Source organism: Acidobacterium capsulatum ATCC 51196, assembly GCF_000022565.1.
Lineage (GTDB): Bacteria > Acidobacteriota > Terriglobia > Terriglobales > Acidobacteriaceae > Acidobacterium > Acidobacterium capsulatum.
This window is the reverse complement of the sequence record NC_012483.1, coordinates 1,185,791-1,206,202: the sequence shown is the minus strand read 5'-3', so window position 1 is coordinate 1,206,202 and position 20,412 is coordinate 1,185,791. Positions and strand designations below refer to the sequence as shown.

Genomic DNA, 20,412 nt, shown 5'->3' with positions numbered 1-20,412 from the left:
GGCCAGATTCGCGGAGTTGTGATTCAGGTCACATCCTTGGCATCAGCAAAAGTGTAAAGAGTCTTGCTCATGGAGCGAACAGTCTCTTCAGAGTTCAGCAAAAGTTCATGTTTTCTGCGCTTTGGCGTGTGCTAACGTCAAGGAATGTTGCAGTACCAGTATGCTGGCCGCACGATCTCGACCTGTGAGGCGACCAGCCTTTGTGCGGCATAGTTGGATTTACGACCAAGGAGTGGATTGCTCCTGAGGGCCGGATTCGGGACGCCGCGATGACCTTGATCCATCGCGGGCCGGATCAGCAGGGCGTGCATCGCTCGCTGTTGTGCAGCCTGGGCGCGGCGCGGCTGAAGATTCTGGATCTGGCCGCCGGCGATCAGCCGATTTATTCGGAAGATCGCGATACCGTCATCGTCTTCAACGGCGAAATCTACAATCACCTCGAATTGCGCAAGGAGCTGGAAGCCCGCGGGCACCGCTTTGTGACGCACTGCGATACTGAGACGGTGCTGCACGCCTTCATGGAGTGGGATGTGGAGTGCTTTGCGCGGCTGCGCGGCATGTTTGGCGTGGCGCTCTGGCAGCAGAGCCGGCATCGCCTGGTGCTGGCGCGCGACCGCATGGGCATCAAGCCGCTGTATGTGGCGCGGCGCGGCGAAGACCTGCTGTTTGCCTCAGAGCTCAAGGGCATCCTGATTCACCCCGAATTTGAGCGGCGCCTGAGCTTGCAGGGGCTGGACTGCTACCTCTCGATGAATTACGTGCCGGCACCGTGGACGCTGGTGGAAGGCATCGAAAAGCTGGCTCCGGGGCATTGGCTGGAGTGGCGCGATGGGCGCACGGAAACGCAGCCCTACTGGCGGATTCCATCCATGCAGCCGGGCAAGATCAGCCAGCCCGAGGCGGAAGCGGAACTGGACCGGTTGCTGAGGCAATCGGTGAGCGAGCATCTGCTGAGCGATGTGCCGTTGGGCGTCTGGCTGAGCGGCGGCGTGGACTCGACGACGATGCTGCACTACGCGGCCGAGGCGTCGGGGAGCAAGTTGCGCACCTACTCCATTTCATTCAAAGGTCATAGCTTTGATGAGTCGGCTTACATTCGCGAGGTGGTGGAGAAGTACGGCACCATTCACGAGCAGCTTGATCTGAATCCGGAGCAGGATCTGGAAGGCGCGATCCGGGAGCTGACGTATTACTCCGATGAGCCGAGCGCGGACTCGGGCGCGCTGCCGGTGTGGTTTCTCTCAAAGCTGTGCCGCAAGAGCTGCACAGTGGCTTTCAGCGGCGAGGGTGCGGATGAGATTTTTGGCGGCTACCTGACCTATCGTGCCAACCGCATTGCGCAGCAGGTGCGGCATCTGCCGCAGGGCGTCATTCGCGCGGCGCAGCGGGCGATGCAGGCGTGGCCCGCGTCGAATGAGAAGATCAGCTTTGAGTACAAGGTCAAGCGCATGCTGCAGGGCAGCCTGCTCGCGCCGGAGCAGGCGCATGTCTACTGGAACGGGACCTTCTCTGAGCTGGAAAAAGCGGCGCTGGTGCGCCAGCCGCTGCCCGGTGCGATGCCGTGGCTGCTCTCAGGCCTGCGCGCGGAGATTCCCGGCGACGGAATTGCGCCGTATCTGAAATTTGACCAGGAGTGTTATCTGCCGGACGACATTCTGGTGAAGTCAGACCGGATGAGCATGGCGCACTCGATTGAAGTGCGGCCTCCGTTTCTGGATCACCGCCTGGTGGAGTTTGCCGCAGGGCTGCCCTCGGCGCTGAAGATTCGCGGAAGCCGGCAGAAGTATCTGCTGAAGCAACTGATGCAATCAAAGCTGCCGCCCTCGATTCTGCGGCGCAAGAAGATCGGTTTTGATATTCCGGCGCACGAGTGGTTTCGTGGACCCCTCAAGGGTGTGCTGATGGACGCACTGGAAGGTGCGGAAGCAGAGCACGGGGATCTGTTCTGTTTCGATAAGATTTACGAGTTAACCCAACAACATATGAACCGGAGCATCAACCTTGGCTTTCACCTGTGGGGCCTGATGGTTTTGTTCCTCTGGATGAGGCAATGGAAGATACAGTCCGCGCCGGCTCAGCAGTTGAGCCCGGCCTTCGCCGCCCTTGGGGAATAACCCGGCGGCAGGTGACCCTGCTGGTTTTGCTGTTTGCGGCCGCCGTTTATATTGGCTGCATTTTTTCTCCCCCCAGCCTGATGGACGATGTGGATGCGGTGCAGGCGCAGATTGCCCGCAACATGATGCAGTCGGGCGACTGGGTGACGGCGCGTCTGGATGGCGTGCCTTATCTCGAAAAGCCTCCGCTCATCTACTGGATGATCGCCGGATCGTACAAGATCTTCGGCGCGCATGACTGGTCGGCGCGCATTCCGGTCGTGCTTTCGGCGATTGCGCTGTGCCTGGTCACGGCGTGGTTTGGCATCTGGGCTTTCAAGCGCTACAGCGCGGGTCTCTATGCGGGCCTGTGCATGTCCACCTGCATCGGTTTGTGGCTGTTCACGCGCATTCAGATTCCCAATGTGACGCTGGTGCTCACCATCACGCTTTCGATGTGGGCCTTTCTGCGCCTGCTCGAGGACGATGAGCCGCACCCGCGATTATGGGCCGCGCTGATCGGCGTGTGCTTCGGCACCGGGCTGCTGCTCGAGAGCCTGATCGCGGTGGTGTTTCCGCTGGGCGCGTGGATTGTCTATCTGGCGCTGACGAAGCAGCTCTTTCAATGGCAGATATGGAAGCGGCTGCGCCCGGTAAGCACCACGCTGATCATGCTGGCGATTGCCGCGCCGTGGCACATTCTGGCGACCATCCAGAACCCGCCCTACTTTGAGTTCACCATGAAGAGCATTCCGGGCCAGTGGCATGGGTTCTTCTGGTTTTTCTTCATCAATGAGCAGTTGCTGCGCTTCCTCAATATGCGCTATCCGCGCGACTACGCGACGGTGCCGCGCTATCTGTTCTGGCTCTTCAACCTGATCTGGCTCTTTCCGTGGAGCGTGTACATTCCGGCTACCTTCCGGCTCTCGTACAAGCCGGTGGACCGCGAGGGGCGCACGCGGTTGCTGGCCGTGTGCTGGATCGGTTTTGTGATGGTGTTCTTCACCTTCTCGACGACGCAGGAATACTACTCGATGCCGATTTACCCGGCGGTGGCGCTGCTGCTGGGCTCGGCCATGCTGCTTGAGAGCCGCTCGCTGCGCTGGGGCACCCGCGCGCTTTCAGTGATCTGCGCGGCATGCGCGATTGCGGCCTTCGGCATTCTGATTGCGATCCGGCATGTGCCGGCCCCGGGAGATATTTCGCATGCGCTGGTGCGGCATCCGGGTGCGTACCGGCTTTCGCTCGGGCACATGGAAGACCTCACGCTCGACTCGTTTGCCTACCTTCGCTTTCCGCTCGCGATGGCCGGCGTGGCCTTTGCGATTGGCGCACTCACCGCGCTGCGGCCCAGCAAGTGGAGGACCGCTTATTTTGGTGCGGCCGTGATGATGGTGATCTTCTTTCAGGCGGCGCACGCGGCCATGATTACCTTTGATCCGTACATGTCTTCGCGTCCCCTGATTCGCGCTCTCAAGGCGTCTCCCAAGGGGCAGGTGATTGTCGACCATCACTACTACTTCTTCTCGTCGTATTTCTTCTATACCGACGAAAAGGCGCTGCTGCTGAATGGCCGCTACATGAACCTGGTGTATGGATCGTATTCGCCGCGAGCTGAGAATCCCTTCATCGACAACAGCCAGTTTGAGAAGCTGTGGGCGTCCGGGCAGCGGTATTACATTTTTGCGAAGGAATCGCAGATCGATGATCTGGATTCGCTGGTGGGCAAGCGGCAACTGATTCTGGTGAAGTACTCCGGCGACAAGGCGCTGTTCACCAATCATCCCATTCCCGGCCACGGAGCCTGAAAACAAACAAGGGCATCGGGAAAGAAACAGGGCTGCCGGAGCGATCCGGCAGCCTTTACTTTTTGTGCTATGCTGTTTTTACTTCTGGCAACACTGGCGTATAAGTCCACTTAATAAGTTGCAGAATCGGTAGTACAAGCTCGGGGAATGGCCTCTTTGCTCTTCAGTCAGTCACTCACCACTGTTGACAACGTTTCATGAGCTGAGCAGTGGCCGCTGCTGCCGCGGCGCTCATCTCATGAAGCAGGAGATGAGTTTGCACGTTCCCGGTATGTATCTTCCCCGTGTATGGATGGGCAGCCAGTTTGCCTCCGGCCTGCTTCCAAAAGAAATTCGCCCGCTGAGCGCCCACATCAAGCTCACTGAAAATTGCCAGGCCCGCTGCATCAGTTGCGACTACTGGAAGACGCACTGGAAGGACGGGCTCAATACGGCACGCGCCATCGCGCTCATTGACGAGATACATGACCTCAGCATCGGCAGCCTGCGCTTTACCGGCGGCGAGCCGCTGCTGCGCAAGGACTTCTTTGAGGTGCTGGAGCGCTCGCAGGCGCGCCGCTTCAAGAAGATCGTGTTGCAGACCAACGGGCTGCTGCTGGAGCGCTTCCATGAGAAGGTCAATGCCTCGCCCATCACTCACATCAATGTCTCCATCGACGGCATGCGCGAGTCCAATGATCGCATTCGCGGCATCGATGGCTACTTTGATCAGGCGATTCGCGGCATTCGGCTGCTGAAAGATAAGAAGATCGGCTTTTCGGTGACGCTGAATGGAGTCTCGGCTGCCGAACTGCGCGAGCTGGCGAAGATGGCCCGGGACCTGGGCGCGGAGCTGGGCTTCAACATTCTGAGCAGGAATTTGTTCTTTCTGGCGAATGCGGATCTGGTGTCGCTATGGCCGGAGAAGGATCGCGTCGGGGAGATCGAGTCCTTTGTGCGTGAGGAGATGCAGCGGCCCGGCTTTGAGGTGGATTACATCCGGGATTACTACAGCGGAGCCCAGTTAGACGAGCCGGCTTGTGTGCTGGGGTATCTGCAGGTGTTTATTCTCTCGAACGGCGATGTGCTCACGGGGTGTTACCCGCTGCCGCCGGTGGGCAATGTGGTGCAGTCGAGCCTGAAAGAGATTCTGCATTCGGAGGCATACCGCCGTCAGGCCGAGGCGATGGTGCGGCGCGAGTGCCCGGGCTGCACCTGCGGGGTGGAGTCTTCGCTGGCCATGAAGCATGCCTTTGCCAGCGGCTTTTATGAGCTGAGCCGGCTGCTGCCCAAGGCAGGATAGGAGCGCCACGCAAGCCGATGGAAGGCTTGTATGGCGCTCCCGTTGTTATTGCCGGCGAGCGACGCTAGCGCTCGACCGGCGCGCTGGCGGCGGCTACCGGGGTAACGCCATTCGCGGGGACGAGTTGGCCGTTGAGGATGGCGTAACTTTGTCCGCGCCAGCGGATGGTGCGGCGTGTGAAGCTGGCCAGCCAGATCGTGGTGGCCAATGCATCCCAGAGAGGCACAAAGAGCATGTTGAGCCAGACGCCGCGCTGGCGCAGGCCGAACTGCCCCACCAGCAGCGTGAGGGCAAAGCGAACGAAGAGATAGCCGCCGAGGAAGCTCCAGGCAATGAGCGCATTGGGGGCGAGGATCAGGGCAAGGATGGTCCACGGCAGGCCGAGGGTGAAGATGAGGCCCAGATGGCCGGCCGGGCGCATGTGGCGCATGACGGTCATCCAGCGCAGCCGCTTGAAGAAAAGCTCGCCGAGCGATTGGTAATCGGGCACGGTGGTGATGGCATCGGGCAGCAGGACCACTTCGCGCCCCTGCTCGGCAATGAGGCGGCCGATCAGCAGATCGTCCGCAGGACGGTTCTCAATCGCCGCGTAGCCGCCAAACTCCCGCAGATAGCTGCGCCGGGTGGCAATGGTGGGGCCGAGCGCAAATTTGACGCCATCGAGCTCCTTGGCCACAAAGAGGCCGGGATAGAACTCCGAGAGCATGCCTGCTTCCTGCAGGCGCTGCACCCAGGTGTTCACCTCAGTGGGCACGTAGAGCGGCGTGACCGCGCCGGTCTTTGGGGCGGCGAGGGGAGCGACCATGCGGCGGAGGTAGTCCGGCTGGACGCGCACATCGCTGTCATTGATGACGAGGTGCTCGTAGGCGGCCTCATCGGTGAGGCGGGCCAGCTTGGCGCATTTGTCATTGGTAGCCTGACGGCCCGAACCGATGATGATGCGGATTGTTGTGGTGGGGAAGTCGAGCGCCAGCCGTTGCAGCACGGGCAGCGCGGGGTCGGCGGTGTCCCCGACACAGAAGAGGATCTCGTACTCGGGATAATCGAGCCGGCAGAAACTGGCGAAGTTGGCATAGGCGTCCGGGTCAAGGCCGCGAACCGGCTTGAGAATGCTGACGGGAGGAAGAAATTCGCCGGCAGCCGGAGCGGTGCTTGCCGCGCGGCGGCCCGCCAGAAAGAAACGAAGAGAGCTGAGCAGAGCCAGGGAGTAATAAATAAAAGGAATGGCGGCAATGCCCAAAAGCGCAATGCGCAGCGAAGGAACGATCACCAGAAGAGAGTGCATGCTTTTTTATCTCGAGTAGACGTGCCCGGCTCCCTTCAGATGGCGAGCCGTGAAAACGCCAAATTCCCGCTATTTCGACTTCACATGAGACAAGATGATGGAAACTAAGCAGTTGACGTGAAATTCGAGGAAAAAGTCTACAGTTGCCAAACAGAATTTAGCGTGGGGCGAAGACCTGGCGGCGGCTGGATGGCCACTGAATGACGGGAGCGTAAATTGGCACATTGAAAGGCCGGAGTTTGGCATTCAGGTTGCTTTCATGCTCTGGTCTTACGATAGCAGGGCAGTACGCGACTCTAACGGTTTTTGCATGCAAGCGAGGAGGATCAGAGTGAAGAAGATGCAGATGGCCAAGTGTGGCCTGGTAGCCGCTGCCGCGTTGTTTTTGACCGCCGCCAGCGCGGCCGTGGCGCAGGGTCCCTATCACGTCGCCGCGAAGTGGCAGCCGGGTGGGGATTCGGGCTGGGACTATATGGGGGTGGATCCGGTTAGCCATGACCTTTACATCACTCGTCGCGACCAGGTGATGGTGCTGAACTCGAAGACCGGCAAGCTGATTGCCGACATGACGGGCTTCAAGGGCACGCACGGCGTGGTCTTTGACACGGATGGCAAGACCGGGTTCATCACGGACGGCGGCGCGAACGATGTGGCCGTCTTCGACCGCAAGACATTCAAGGTGGAGGAGACGATTCCGACCGAGCCAGGCCCGGACGGAGTGGTGTTTGACCCTTACACGCATAGCGTCTGGACCTTTAATGGACATAGCAGCAGCACCACAGTGATTGACGCGCGCACAAAGAAAGTGCTCGCCAATGTCGCGCTGCCTGGGCGGCCGGAGTTTCCGGTGAGCGATGGCAAGGGCAATATCTATGACAACCTGGAGAGCACGAGCCAGATCGTGCGCCTCAATGCCCGGACGCACAAGATTACCGCTGTGTGGAATCTGAAGCCCTGCGAATCGCCCTCAGGGCTGGCCATTGACATCAAGCACGAGCGCCTGTTTTCGGTGTGCGATAACGGCATGATGGCGATTGTGAATGCGAAGACCGGCAAGGTGATTGCGACGCCGAAGATTGGCGGCGGCCCCGATGCGGCGCGCTTTGTGGCGAACGGGCAGTATGCCATCGCATCGAGCGGCGAGAGCGGCACGATGACGATCATTCACGAAGACTCGCCGAACCATTTCACGACTGTCGAGACTCTGCCGACGGCGCGCAGCGCCCGCACGATGGCGATGATGCCGGATGGCAGCAAGCTGTTCACGGTTGCGGCCAAGTTTGGTCCGCGCCCGAAGCATGGCTGGCCGAAGATGGTTCCGGGAACCTTTGAGGTTCTGGAAATCACGAAGTAACAAGGTTGTTCAAAGAAGAAAGTGGGGGCTAGTCATGGACTCGCCCCCACTTACTTTGCGTGATGCGCTGTCTGTTGCAACCTTGCAAATTGATTGCGACCCCGGCGCGCGGGTCCTGGCATCGGGCATACTGAAAGCATGAGCTCGATTGCGCCGTTTCGCCTGGCTCCCTTCTTTCGCACAAGGCCCTGGGGATTTCAGGATTTACGCCCCTGGTATGACTACCGCACGACCGGCGAACCCATCGGAGAAGTGTGGCTTACCGGCGAGATGTGCATTGCCGAGACGGGCCCTTTTGCCGGCCAGACCCTGAAGTCCATTACTGCGGAGCACCCAAAGGAATTGCTGGGTGAAGCTGCGGCTGCGGGTGAATTCCCGCTGCTGATCAAAATGCTCTTCCCCAAGGAAAAGCTGAGCGTGCAGGTGCATCCTGACGATGCGCTGGCGCAGAAGCATGGATTTCCGCGCGGCAAGACGGAGTGCTGGTATGCGCTTGATGCCCAGCCGGACGCGAGCGTGGCGCTGGGCCTCAAGCCGGGCAGCACGCCGGAGCAGATTCGCGCGGCCATTCACGACGCAACGCTCGAAAACTATATGACGTGGCTGCCGGTGAAAAAGGGCGACATGATTTATGTCGATGCGGGCACGGTGCATGCCATTGGGCCGGGTGCGGTGATTCTGGAGACGCAGCAGACCAGCGACCTGACCTATCGCATGTATGACTACGGTAGCGCGCGCGAACTGCATGTGGACCTGGCCATGGAAGCGGCCCGGATGACGACGCGCGCGGGCAAGGTGGTTCCCGTGGCGGAAGGCGATCATTCGGTGCTGGTGAATGAGCACTACTTCCGGGTGGAAAAGTGGCCGCTCGACGCCGGGCAGGCTCCGGCCGGGCTTGGGGAAGCTTTGGATCGTGTTCAGATGCTGTTTTGCACGGAAGGCAGCCTGGAGATTCAAGGCGAGGGCTGGGAGTCTGTGGCGGTGCAGCCATGGCAACTGGCAGTGATTCCAGCCTGTACTTCGATTCGTGTACATTGCTCTGTCCGGTCAGAAGCAATTCGCATCGTACCGGTAGCAGTTTAAGTTAGACTCGGATTTCACATGATCGACTTTCGACCTATTATTCTCGCGGGTGGCAGTGGAACCCGCTTCTGGCCGCGCAGCCGCCGTGCTGAGGCCAAGCAGGTGCTCGCGCTGGACGGCGAACGCACGATGATTCAGCGGACAATTGACCGCCTCGAGCCGTTGGCCTCCTCAGGAAAAACCTGGGTGATTACCAACGATCTACTGTCGGACAAGATTTGTTGCCAACTCGACAAGGTTCCTGAAGAACAGGTGCTGTGCGAGCCGGCGGCGCGCAATACGGCTCCGGCTGCCGGACTGGCGGCGCTGCTGCTGGAAAAAATTGCTCCGGACTCGGTGCTGGGGGTGTTTCCTTCAGATCATGTGATTGCCGATGAGGTCGCGTTTGTGGCGACGATTCAACGGGCCGTGGCGCTGGCGGCCGAGGGCGAGAACATGGTGGTGCTGGGCATTCAGCCCACGCATGCCGAGACGGGCTACGGGTACATTGAGACGGGCGAGGCGCTTCGAGACGGAATTCTGCATGTGCGCCGCTTCACCGAGAAGCCGAATCGGGCGAGAGCGGAAGAGTTTCTGGCGGCGGGCAACTACTACTGGAACAGCGGCATGTTTGTGTGGAGCGCGAAGACCATGGCCAACGCCGTGCGCGAGCATTTGCCGGAGATGACTCCGCTGCTGGAAGAAATTGTGGCCGCGTGGGGTACGCCGCACTACGACGAAGTGTTTGCGCGGGTATATCCCGAGTGCGAGAACATCAGCGTGGATTACGCGATTCTGGAGCCGCGCTCGGCCAAGGGCGAGCACCACTCGCAACTCTATTGCCTGCCGGCCGAGTTCGGCTGGAATGACCTTGGCTCCTGGTCTGCCCTGTACGACTTCAAGGCCGGGCAGGGCAATCAGGATGCGCAGGAGAACGTGATTGAAACGCGCGGCTCCATTGTGCTGGAGTCGCAGGGCAACTATGTGTACAGCCCCAACAAGACTGTGGCCCTGGTCGGCGTGGAGGGGCTGGTAGTGGTGGAGACCGCGGATGCCCTGCTGGTGACCACCCGCGAGCATGCGCAGGACGTCGGCAAGGTTGTGAAGCAACTGGCCAGCGATGGCCGCAGCGAGTTGATCTAAAGCGCTTAAACTTCTTCCCTCTCACGGACTTCAGTCCTCATTCCCCGGGCTCCTTCGGAGCCCGCAACCCGAATGGATACGAATGGAAACGACATATCCTGTCAGCTTCGGCACAGATGGATGGCGCGGTGTCATCGCGGAAGACTTCACCTTTGAGAATGTGCGGCTGGCTGCGGCTGCGATTGCGAATTACATACTGGCGCATCCTGAAGCGGGACGCGGCGCATGCATCGGCTGGGATACGCGATTCGGCTCGCGTGCCTTTGCGCAGACGGTCGCCGAAGTGCTTGCGGCGGCGGGGATTCCGGTGACGCTGGCGAATCGCGTGACACCGACGCCGGCGCTCTCCTATGCCGTGCGCGCGCGGGGCGCGGCGGGCGGCGTGATGATTACATCAAGCCACAACCCGGCGCAGTGGAATGGGGTGAAGTACAAGGCGTGGTATGGAGGGTCAGGACGGCCCGCGATCATGAGCGAGATTGCCGGGCTGCTGGGCAAACCTCTGCCGAAGGCAGAGGCCGCCAAGATAGAAGAAGCGGATTTTGTGCCGGAGTATGTGGCGGCGATCTCGGCCTTTGCCGATTTGCCGCTGATTGCCGCGTCGGGGCTGAAGTTTGGCATCGACAGCATGTATGGAGCAGGCGGCGGCATTCTGGCTGATATTTTCTCGAAGATCGGCGTGGCTTTTACCGAGATTCGCTCGGAGGCGAATCCGCTGTTTCCGGGGATCAATCCTGAGCCGATTGAGCCGCATATCCGCGCGCTGGGCGAGGCGGTGGTCGCCAGCGGCTGCCAGGCCGGGCTCTGCACGGATGGCGATGCGGACCGCATTGGCGCGACCGATGAGCATGGCAATTTTGTGGATCCGCACAAGATTTTCAGCGTGCTGCTGGAGTGGATTCTGGAGCGCAAGGGCTGGCCGGGCGACGTGACGCGCGCCTTCAATACGACGGGCATGATTGACCGCATCTGCGAGCGGCATGGACGCAGGCTCTATGAGCATGGCATCGGCTTCAAGTATGTGTGCGACCTGATGCTGGAAAAAGACATTCTGATGGGCGGCGAGGAGTCGGGCGGCATCGGCATTCAGCGGCATCTGCCCGAGCGCGATGGCCTGCTGAACGCGCTGCTGCTGGCCAACGTAATGGCCGAGGAGAAGAAGACGCTCGGCGAGCTGGTGGCGGGACTGCAGGCCAAGTATGGCGAGCACCAGTATGGACGCATCGATCTGCATATTCCGGACGCATTGAAGAACGCCACGATTGCCAAGGCCAAGGCCGGCGTGGCGGAGTTTGCCGGAATGGCAGTGCAATCGGTCGAGACGCTGGATGGCATCAAGTTCATCGTGGATGATCCGGCGGCGGAGGGAGTGGAGAACCCGGCGCGGACGTGGCTGCTGCTGCGCGCCTCGGGTACGGAGCCGCTGCTGCGGATATATTCCGAGGCCGGATCAAAGGAGTCGGTGCAGAAACTGCTCGAAGCCGGTCGGCAGTTTGCGCTGCACAGCCTGGACTAAGAGACTGGATGGGGACGCGGCGAAAGTAGAACCGCTCTTTGGCCGATGGGAATCCAAGAGATGGTTGGGAAAATCGGGGCGCATCGAGGCCCTGCTTCCACTTGAGCACATACGGAGAATGAAATGAGCAATGAGATTGCAGCGAAGACTCCTCTGACCCAGCTTTCTGCCTGGAAGGCACTGGCTGCCCACGCCGAGGAATTGCGCGGCCAGCATTTGCGCGAACTGTTTGCGGCCGATCCGGAGCGGGGAACGAAGTTTCGGCTGGAGGCCGAGGGCATCTACCTCGATTACGCGAAGAACCGCATCACGGCGAAGACGCTGGAACTGCTGCTGAAGCTGGCCGAAGAGAGCGGGCTGCGCGAGCGCATCGATGCGATGTTCCGGGGCGAGAAGATCAACATCACCGAAGACCGCGCGGTGCTGCATGTGGCGCTGCGCGCGCCCAAGGGCGCGACGATCAAGGTGGACGGCGAGAACGTGGTGCCGGCCGTGCACGAGGTGCTGGACCGCATGGCGGCCTTTGCCGAGCGCGTGCGCAACGGCGAGTGGAAGGGATTCACGGGCAAGCCGATCAAGAACGTGATCAACGTGGGCATTGGCGGCTCGGACCTGGGGCCGGTGATGGCTTATGAGGCGCTGAAGCACTATAGCCGCCGCGACATGAACTTCCGGTTTGTGTCGAACGTGGACGGCACGGACTTTGCCGAGGCCACGCAGGATCTGGCCGCGGACGAGACGCTGTTCATCATTTCGTCAAAGACCTTTACCACGCTCGAAACCATGACGAACGCGCACACGGCGCGGAAGTGGGCGCTGGAGAGCCTGAAGGACGAGAAGGCGATTGCGAAGCACTTTGTGGCCGTCTCGACGAATGAGAAGGAAGTGACGAAGTTCGGCATCGACACGGCGAACATGTTCGGCTTCTGGGACTGGGTGGGCGGCCGCTACTCGATGGACTCGGCCATTGGCCTTTCGACGATGCTGGCGGTGGGCCCGGAGAACTTCCGGCGTTTGCTGGCGGGCTTCCATGCGATGGATGAGCACTTCAGGACGGCGGCGTTTGACAAGAATCTGCCGGTGATTCTGGGCCTGCTTTCGGTCTGGTACAACGACTTTTTTGATGCGCAGACGGTGGCGATTCTGCCCTATGAGCAATACCTGAAGCGCTTTCCGGCGTATCTGCAACAGCTCACCATGGAGAGCAACGGCAAGCACGTGACGCTGAGCGGCGCGACGGTGGATTACCAGACCGGGCCGGTGTACTGGGGCGAGCCGGGCACGAACGGGCAGCACTCGTTTTACCAGCTCATTCACCAGGGCACAAAGCTGATTCCGTGCGACTTCATTGGGTTTGCGAAGACGCTGAATCCGCTGGGCAATCATCACGATCTGCTGATGGCGAATGTGTTTGCGCAGTCAGAGGCGCTGGCCTTTGGCAAGACCGCCGAAGAGGTGAAGGCCGAGGGCGTGCCGGAGTGGCTGGTGCCGCACAAGGTCTTCGAGGGCAACCGGCCGTCGAATACGCTGCTGCTCAAGGAGCTGACGCCCGAGGCGCTGGGCAAGCTGATTGCGCTCTATGAGCACATTGTGTTCACGCAGGGCGTGGTGTGGCAGGTGAACAGCTTTGACCAGTGGGGCGTGGAGCTGGGCAAGGTGCTGGCGAAGAAGATTGCCGGCGAGCTGGAAGGCGATGCGGAGCTGAAGCATGACAGCTCGACCAACACGCTGATCACGCGCTACAAGGAGCTGCGGGGCTAGCCTGGCGTGGCGCCTGCTTCGCAAAAAGAACTACTATTAACGTCTCAGAAGTGGTTGAAAGCACTGGACTTACGGGAGGTTAGTCTCGTAAGTCCTTTGTTTTCAACGCTGATCTTGGCTCTTACTCTGCCCGAGAGTGAAGAATTCTGCACTTGTTCTGGTGCAATGAAGGAACTGCTGGATTCGGGAGTATGAGAGCAGCTTTCGTCTCTGTTTTTCTTCCTTATTTCAAGATTAGCAATTTGGGAGTGAATTTCCGGCAGGTCTGACGCTGGCGGCGAGCCGCGGGTGGTGACGGAAGTTCTGTGTGCAGGCGCGGGCCGCAGCCGCATTGATAGGGTGGTGTTATGCTCGCTGATAAGGCTGACTGCTTCTCATGAAGTCTTTCTGTGCTGGGGCTCGTCCTGTTTCTATTCTTCTGCCGATGGTCTGTGCTCTCGCTTTTCTGAGCGGCTGCGGCCATCTGCGCTCTCCTATCGCCAAGCAATATGTTTATGTCGCCTCAGAGCACACGTTTCTGCGGGACCGCGTGGCTCCGGTGGCCAATTTTGTCACAGAAGTGACGAATGGGCAGCGGCTGCAGGTGCTGGATCATCAGACACGCTTCTATCGGGTGAAGGCTCCGAACGGCAAGGTGGGCTGGATTGAGCAGTACTACATCATTGACCAGCCGGAGATGGACAAGTTCAACGCGCTGCGACGCCAGTATGCGGAGACCACTGGGGTGGCAAAGGCGCGGCTCGAAGAGGTTTCCTATCTGCATGACGCGCCGGGGCGGGATACTCCGCACTATTATCTGCTGCCGGTGAATGACAGGCTGGACTTGATTCGACGGGCGTCGGTGCTGAAGCCGCAATCGACGCTGACAATTTTGCGGCAGCGTCAGCAGGCAGAACTGGACAAAGGGACGCCGGCGCCGCCTCCTCCGATGGAGGACTATTGGCTGGTGCGCGACAGCCAGGGACGCACGGGCTGGGTGCGAGCCAGCGCGCTGACCGCGGATGTGCCGAACAGCATCGCGGTGCTGTCTGGAGCCGACCGGATGATTGGCGGATATCTGCTGCGGACGGTGAATGACGCCGAGGCCGACACGCCGAATCATGAGGTGGGGGAGTATCTGACGGTGCTGGCTCCGTATCAGCAGGGGCTGCCCTACGACTTTGACCAGGTGCGGGTGTTCACCTGGAACATGAAGCGGCATCGCTATGAGCTGGCGTATCGCGAGCACGACATCGAGGGATTTTTCCCGGTAAAGGTGAGCCAGCAGACGGTGGATCACCGGGTGGCCCCGGTGTTTTCGTTTGAGGTATCGCTGAACCGGAATCTGACGCTGAATGCGAAGACGGGTGAGGTGGACCCGGGGCCGCTGGAGACGGTGACCTACCGGATGGACGGCGTGATGGTGCGAAAAATCAGCGGGCCGGAGCGGATTTCAGTGAATGCGGCGGAGAAATCCACACGAAAGAGCCGCGGCGGGCGTCATCGAAAGAAACGCTGAGTGCGGATCTGCATCTAAGACGGGAGCAGTGGATGTTTCGCCCGATGAAGAAAATGGCGGTTCCTCCATTGCCTGCAATTAGCTGAAACACTTATGTTGTTAGCACACAGATCAGGGTGCGAACGGCGGTTCACTTGTCGCACCTCAGGCAGTACCACTTCCAACCTTTTTTGGAACAGGAGATCGGCATTATGGATAACAAGCCGGCACAGAACATTCAGGACACCTTCCTGAACACGGTCCGCAAAGATAAAACCCCCATCACGATTTATCTGGTTAGCGGCGTCAAACTCACGGGGAAAATTCGCTCCTTCGATAAATATTCGGTGCTGTTGGAGAACAACAGCCAGGAACAATTGATTTTCAAGCACGCCATCTCCACGGTGGTGAGCAGCCGTTCGGTGCTGCATGGCGATCATCGCCCCGGCGTTGCCGGGCATGGTGCGCCGCCAATCAGCCCAACGCCTCCGGCCGGGACGCATTCGACACCGGGCGAGTCCTCGGGAGCCTGATTGGGGGAGCCTAAGCTGCCGATTTGCATGAGAACCGCGCCTATCGCGACGGGAGCAAGATGGCACGGGGCCTGAAGCCGACTGTGGACCCTGCGAGCGCGCCGGAACGCGCGCTGCTGGTCTCAGTGGACCTGGGCACGCGCCGTCTTGCTGTTCCGCCATCGGCGCGCATGGCTCGCAGGGCTGCGTCTGCCGATCTGGATTCGCTTGATTTGGATTCGCTGGGGGACCAGGAGCCCGGGGCGGCGGAAAAAGGCGGCAGCGATGACGCCTTTGAGAGCGGCGTGGCGGAGTTTCGCGAACTGGTGCTGAGCGCCGGGGCCGAGATTGCCGCCGAAGTGCAGCAGCGCCGCGGCCGCGCCGATGCGGCGACGCTGATTGGCAGCGGCAAGGTGGAAGAAGTGCGCGCGGTGGCCGAGTCGAGCCACGCGGATGTGATTGTCTTTGGGCAGAATCTGACGCCCACCCAGCTTCGCAATCTAGAGAACGCCCTGCCGGGCCGCGTGATTGACCGCACGCAGCTCATTCTGGACATTTTTGCCCGCCACGCGCGGACGCGCGAGGGCATGCTGCAGGTGGAGCTGGCGCAACTGGAGTACATGCTGCCCCGGCTGACGGGCCGGGGGCGCGAGATGTCGCGGCTGGGCGGCGGCATTGGCACGCGAGGTCCGGGCGAGACGCAGTTGGAGACAGACCGGCGGCGGATTCAGCGGCGGATTTCGACGCTGAAGGGCGAGCTGGAGAGCGTGCGGCGGATTCGCAGCCAGCAGCGGCAGCGGCGGGAGGCGGTTCCGGTGCCGACGGTGGCGCTGGTGGGTTATACGAACGCGGGCAAGAGCACATTGTTTAACGCGCTGACGGGGGCGGGGGTGCTCGCGTCTTCGCGCATGTTTGCCACGCTGGACCCGAAGCTGCGGGCGATTGTGCTGCCGAGCCGGCGCAAGGTGCTGTTGTCTGACACGGTGGGATTTATTCGCGACCTGCCGCCGACGCTGATCAGCTCGTTCCGGGCGACGCTTGAGGAAGTGCAGAAGGCCGAGGTGCTGCTGCACGTGCAGGACTGCTCGAGCGCGACCCGGGAGGAGCACCGTGCGGAGGTGAAGCATGTGCTGGCCGAGCTGGGCGCCGGTGACAAGCCGCAAATTGAGGTGCTGAACAAAGTGGACCTGCTGAGCCCGGAGGAGCAGGAGGGATTGCGCTCGGGGCACGGGCGTCCGATGGCGATTTCCGCGCGGACGGGCATGGGGCTTGAGGATCTGCTGGAGCGGATCGATGAGGCGCTGCAGGCCGATCCCATGGTCGAGGCTCGTTTGCGGGTGCCGCAGTCGGAGGGGGAAGTGATCGCCGCGATTGAGGCCGGAGGGGTGATTCGAAACCGGGAGTTTGAGGGGAACCTGGTGTTTTTGAAGGTCTCGGCTCCGGCGTCACTGATTGGGCGTTTTCGCCGTTTTGCAACCCTGCCGAAATAAGGATTTCACTACAAAATCAAAACGGACCGGAGAGGGGAGAGTGGTGGGACTTCTCAGCTCTTCGGTCCGCTGGACCCTGAACCGGGTCATAGGCGATACTCTAAGTGTACGCCGGTGGAAGGACCCGTCAAGCAGCAAGGTTGCGGGCAAGCGCGCGGGTCAGAAATCCTGATTGACACAGCCCAGAGGGCTTTGTTAGAAACGGGAGTCCGCGCGGTCCTATCTACTTAGCTTCCAACACTATACGTCGGTAAAAGCATGCAAGAACTTCTACGCGAACTCGGTCAACTTGTGCTCGGCTCTGTGCCGACGATGATCCTGTTCCTGATTTTGTTAGGGGCCTACCACTTCATTTTGTATCGTCCGCTGGTGCGGGTGCGGGCGGAGCGGTACAAACGGACCAAGGGTGCGGTGGAACGCGCGATGGCGGCGATTGCTGCCGCCGATGTGAAGTCGCAGGAGTACGAAGCCAAGCTGCGCGCGGCGCGGGCCGGGATTCAACACGCCCGCGAGGTGCAACTGCAGCAGTGGAACGCCGAGCGCGAAAGCGTGCTGGCCAGCGCACGCCTGCTGGCGCAGGATCGCGCGGAGGCAGCCCGGAAGGAAATCGCCGCGCAGACCGAAGCGGCACGGCGTCAACTGCAGTCGGGCGTGGGACGCCTGGCGGACCAAATCATGGAGGCCGTACTGCCGGCTGTGGAGAGCGCACGGTAATGCGGAGACTTCAGAAGACCATTTTTGCGATGGCGCTGGCTGTTTGCATGGGCAGTTTTGCGACGCCCATGGCGCGTGCGGCGACGGTGACCCCGGCGCAGGCTGCGGGGCAGCAGGCGATTCATAACGGGCCGACGACGGAAAAGATGGATGCTCCGGAGACGGACCATCAACTGGACCAGTACCGGCATTCGCCGGCGGTGCAGAAGCTGGCGAATGCCATGCATCTGTCGGTTGAGACGACGGCGCAGATTTTTGAGGACTTCAACTCGGGACTGCTGCTGGTGGTGATTGCGTACTTCCTTTTCAAGCTGCTGCCGGGAGCGTTCAAGAATCGCTCGCAGCGGCTGGCCAAGGATCTGGTGGAAGCGCATAGCGCGACCGAGGATGCGAATCGCCGCCTGGAGGCGATTGAGGCGCGGCTGTCGCATCTGGATGCCGATATTGCCAGCTACCGGGAGCGCTCAGAGCAGGAAGCCGCCGAGGAAGAGAAGCGCATGCGCGAGTCGCTCGAAGCCGAGCGCAAGCGGATCGTGTCCTCTGCCGAGCGCGAGATTGAGCAGGCCGGCGCCGCGGCGCAGCGCGAGCTGACCCGCTACACGGCGCAACTGGCTCTGGCGCAGGCGCGCCGCGAGCTGAAGGTAAGCGCGGAGATGGACCAGAGCCTGGTGGCTGATTTTGGCAAGTCGCTCGCTGAGGAGCGCAACGGGGGGAGGCACTGATGGCCGCCTTTGCCGCGCGGTATGCCCGCGCCTTTGCCGATGTGGTTGCCGAGGCTCATCTGCCGCTGGAGCAGGTGCAGCAGCAACTGGACGACTTTATGGCCACCTGGAATGGAGCCGCGGATTTGCGCGAGGTCTTTCTGGATCCGTCGTTTCCGGCGGAGGAAAAGGTCGCAATTCTGGATCGCATGAACCAGAAGCTGGGCCTGGCCCCGGTGGTGCGGAACTTTCTCGCCGTGGTGCTGCAGCATGAGCGCATGCACGCGATGGAGGAGATTCTGAAGGAATTTCGCGAAGAGATGAATCGCCGCCTGGGGATTACGGCGGTCTCGATCACCAGCGCGCGCGCGCTGAACGAGGCCGAGCGGAAGTCGCTGCTGGAACAGGTGGGCACGCTGGCCGAGGGCCGGGTGGACGCGAGCTTTCACGAAGACGCGTCGCTGCTGGGCGGCGTGGTCGTGCAGATTGGCAGCAAGGTATATGACGGTTCGGTGCGCGGACGCTTCGCGCGCCTGGAAGAACAACTGGCTGTCCGCTAGAACACCGGCGCAAAGATTGATATTTACCCGTTTGGGAACAGGGAAGCATGGCTCAGATCAAAGCAGATGAAATCACAGCGCTCCTGAAGGAGCAGATTGCGAACTACGACGCTAAGGTTCGCGTGGATGAGGTTGGCACGGTTATCTCGCTGGGCGACGGTATCGCGCGCCTGCACGGGCTGGACAAGTGCATGGCCGGCGAGATGCTGGAGTTTCCGCACGGCGTGTACGGCATGGCGATGAACCTGGAAGAAGACCAGGTGGGCGCGGTGCTGCTGGGCGACTACACCGAGATTCGCGAAGGCGACCAGGTGAAGCGCACGGGGCAGATTTTGAGCGTGCCGGTGGGCGACGCGATGATTGGCCGCGTGGTGAATTCGCTGGGCGAGCCGATTGACGACAAGGGGCCGATTGCGGCGAGCGACCGCTTCCCGGTGGAGCGTCTGGCTCCGGGCGTGATTGACCGCCAGCCGGTGCGCGAGCCCATGATGACGGGCCTCAAGGCGATCGACTCGATGATCCCGATTGGCCGCGGACAGCGCGAGCTGATCATTGGCGACCGCCAGACGGGCAAGACGGCCGTGGCGCTCGACACGATCATCAACAGCAAGGGCCGCGACCTGATCTGCGTGTATTGCGCGATCGGGCAGAAGCGCTCGTCGGTGGCGGGCGTGGTGCAGACGCTGGCCAAGCACGGCGCTCTGGACTACACCGTTGTGGTGGTGGCGTCGGCCTCAGAGCCGGCACCGATGCTTTATCTTGCGCCTTATGCCGCGACGGCGATGGCGGAGTACTTCCGCGACAACGGCAAGCATGCGCTGATCATCTATGACGATCTCTCGAAGCATGCCGTGGCGTATCGCGAGTTGTCGCTGCTGCTGCGGCGTCCTCCGGGCCGTGAGGCGTATCCGGGCGACGTGTTTTATCTGCACTCGCGCCTGCTGGAGCGCTCCTCGAAGCTGAGCAAGGAGAAGGGCGGCGGTTCGCTGACGGCGCTGCCGATCATCGAGACGCAGGCGGGCGACGTTTCGGCCTACATTCCGACGAATGTGATTTCGATTACGGACGGGCAGATCTTCCTGGAAACCGACCTGTTCAACTCGGGCGTGCGTCCGGCGGTGAACGTAGGACTTTCAGTGTCGCGCGTGGGCTTCTCGGCGGCGATCAAGGCCATTAAGCAGGTGGGCTCGACGCTGAAGCTGGACCTGGCGCAGTACCGCGACCTGGCGGCCTTTGCGCAGTTTGGCAGCGATCTGGACAAGGCGACGCAGAACCAGCTCAATCGCGGCCAGCGCCTGACGGAGCTGTTGAAGCAGCCGCAGTTCCAGCCGCTCTCGGCCGAGCAGCAGGTGATGATTCTGTTTGCCGGCACGCAGGGCTTTCTGGACGACATCAAGGTCCCGTACATTCGCGCGTTTGAAGACGGGCTGTACAAGTACCTCGATGCCTCGCAACGCCAGTTGCTGAACGACATTGCGACCAAGAAGGCTCTGGACGATGAGCTTCGTGGCCGCGTCAAGGATGCTCTGAATGAGTACAAGCAGAACTTTCTTGACGAGCACGAAGATGCCCGCGTGAAGAGCGAGACGGCACAGGCTGCCGGCAAGGACAAGGACGAGAAGGCTGCCGCGACGGCAGGCGCAGGAAAGTAAGA

Annotated in this window: 16 protein-coding genes; 15 read left to right on the top strand and 1 reads right to left on the bottom strand. The window is 61.0% G+C overall.

What is annotated here, in order from left to right:
- The first annotated feature begins 200 nt into the window (after window positions 1-200).
- The 3 genes from asnB (at window position 201) to ACP_RS04980 (ending at window position 5,183) form a co-directional block, all read left to right on the top strand.
- On the top strand, window positions 201-2,114 hold the full coding sequence (gene asnB / locus ACP_RS04990; RefSeq protein ID WP_015896204.1) for an asparagine synthase (glutamine-hydrolyzing): 1,914 nt from the start codon (window positions 201-203) through the stop codon (window positions 2,112-2,114).
- An 11-nt stretch (window positions 2,115-2,125) separates the two neighbouring features.
- Window positions 2,126-3,901: an ArnT family glycosyltransferase gene (locus ACP_RS04985; RefSeq protein ID WP_015896203.1), complete on the top strand. Its 1,776-nt coding sequence runs from the start codon at window positions 2,126-2,128 to the stop codon at window positions 3,899-3,901.
- Window positions 3,902-4,151: 250 nt separating this feature from the next.
- The gene (locus ACP_RS04980) at window positions 4,152-5,183 is read left to right on the top strand and encodes a radical SAM protein (RefSeq protein WP_169305917.1); all 1,032 of its coding nucleotides are present in this window, start codon (window positions 4,152-4,154) and stop codon (window positions 5,181-5,183) included.
- A gap of 64 nt (window positions 5,184-5,247) precedes the next feature.
- Here ACP_RS04980 and ACP_RS04975 read toward each other — a convergent pair whose 3' ends face one another.
- Window positions 5,248-6,468: a glycosyltransferase gene (locus ACP_RS04975; RefSeq protein ID WP_015896201.1), complete on the bottom strand. Its 1,221-nt coding sequence runs from the start codon at window positions 6,466-6,468 to the stop codon at window positions 5,248-5,250.
- Window positions 6,469-6,808: 340 nt separating this feature from the next.
- On the opposite strand from ACP_RS04975, the gene ACP_RS04970 reads away from it, so the two are divergent.
- The 12 genes from ACP_RS04970 to atpA all read left to right on the top strand — a co-directional run bounded on the left by ACP_RS04970 (window position 6,809) and on the right by atpA (window position 20,410).
- A complete protein-coding gene (locus tag ACP_RS04970; RefSeq protein WP_148215241.1) occupies window positions 6,809-7,822 on the top strand; it encodes a YncE family protein in 1,014 nt (337 codons plus the stop codon).
- 138 nt (window positions 7,823-7,960) lie between these two features.
- On the top strand, window positions 7,961-8,905 hold the full coding sequence (locus ACP_RS04965; RefSeq protein WP_015896199.1) for a type I phosphomannose isomerase catalytic subunit: 945 nt from the start codon (window positions 7,961-7,963) through the stop codon (window positions 8,903-8,905).
- An 18-nt stretch (window positions 8,906-8,923) separates the two neighbouring features.
- On the top strand, window positions 8,924-10,027 hold the full coding sequence (locus ACP_RS04960; RefSeq protein WP_015896198.1) for a mannose-1-phosphate guanylyltransferase: 1,104 nt from the start codon (window positions 8,924-8,926) through the stop codon (window positions 10,025-10,027).
- 82 nt (window positions 10,028-10,109) lie between these two features.
- Window positions 10,110-11,543: a phosphoglucomutase/phosphomannomutase family protein gene (locus ACP_RS04955; RefSeq protein ID WP_015896197.1), complete on the top strand. Its 1,434-nt coding sequence runs from the start codon at window positions 10,110-10,112 to the stop codon at window positions 11,541-11,543.
- Window positions 11,544-11,666: 123 nt separating this feature from the next.
- The gene (pgi, locus tag ACP_RS04950; RefSeq protein ID WP_015896196.1) at window positions 11,667-13,304 is read left to right on the top strand and encodes a glucose-6-phosphate isomerase; all 1,638 of its coding nucleotides are present in this window, start codon (window positions 11,667-11,669) and stop codon (window positions 13,302-13,304) included.
- 376 nt (window positions 13,305-13,680) lie between these two features.
- Complete coding sequence (locus ACP_RS04945) at window positions 13,681-14,802, top strand: SH3 domain-containing protein (RefSeq protein WP_015896195.1); 1,122 nt, start codon at window positions 13,681-13,683, stop codon at window positions 14,800-14,802.
- Window positions 14,803-14,993: 191 nt separating this feature from the next.
- On the top strand, window positions 14,994-15,314 hold the full coding sequence (gene hfq, locus ACP_RS04940; RefSeq protein ID WP_015896194.1) for an RNA chaperone Hfq: 321 nt from the start codon (window positions 14,994-14,996) through the stop codon (window positions 15,312-15,314).
- A gap of 23 nt (window positions 15,315-15,337) precedes the next feature.
- Window positions 15,338-16,783 (top strand): GTPase HflX, encoded by a 1,446-nt coding sequence (gene hflX, locus ACP_RS04935; protein ID WP_420794751.1) that lies wholly within the window; start codon window positions 15,338-15,340, stop codon window positions 16,781-16,783.
- 258 nt (window positions 16,784-17,041) lie between these two features.
- On the top strand, window positions 17,042-17,497 hold the full coding sequence (locus ACP_RS04930; RefSeq protein ID WP_015896192.1) for an ATP synthase F0 subunit B: 456 nt from the start codon (window positions 17,042-17,044) through the stop codon (window positions 17,495-17,497).
- Window positions 17,497-18,219: a F0F1 ATP synthase subunit B family protein gene (locus ACP_RS04925; RefSeq protein WP_052294685.1), complete on the top strand. Its 723-nt coding sequence runs from the start codon at window positions 17,497-17,499 to the stop codon at window positions 18,217-18,219. The genes ACP_RS04930 and ACP_RS04925 overlap by 1 nt, the downstream gene beginning before the upstream one ends.
- Window positions 18,219-18,758: an ATP synthase F1 subunit delta gene (gene atpH / locus ACP_RS04920; RefSeq protein ID WP_015896190.1), complete on the top strand. Its 540-nt coding sequence runs from the start codon at window positions 18,219-18,221 to the stop codon at window positions 18,756-18,758. Before ACP_RS04925 ends, atpH begins: the two co-directional genes overlap by 1 nt.
- Window positions 18,759-18,805: 47 nt before the next feature.
- Window positions 18,806-20,410 carry a F0F1 ATP synthase subunit alpha gene (atpA, locus tag ACP_RS04915; RefSeq protein WP_015896189.1) on the top strand — a complete coding sequence of 535 codons (1,605 nt, stop codon included), beginning with the start codon at window positions 18,806-18,808 and terminating at the stop codon, window positions 20,408-20,410.
- Window positions 20,411-20,412 lie beyond the last annotated feature (2 nt).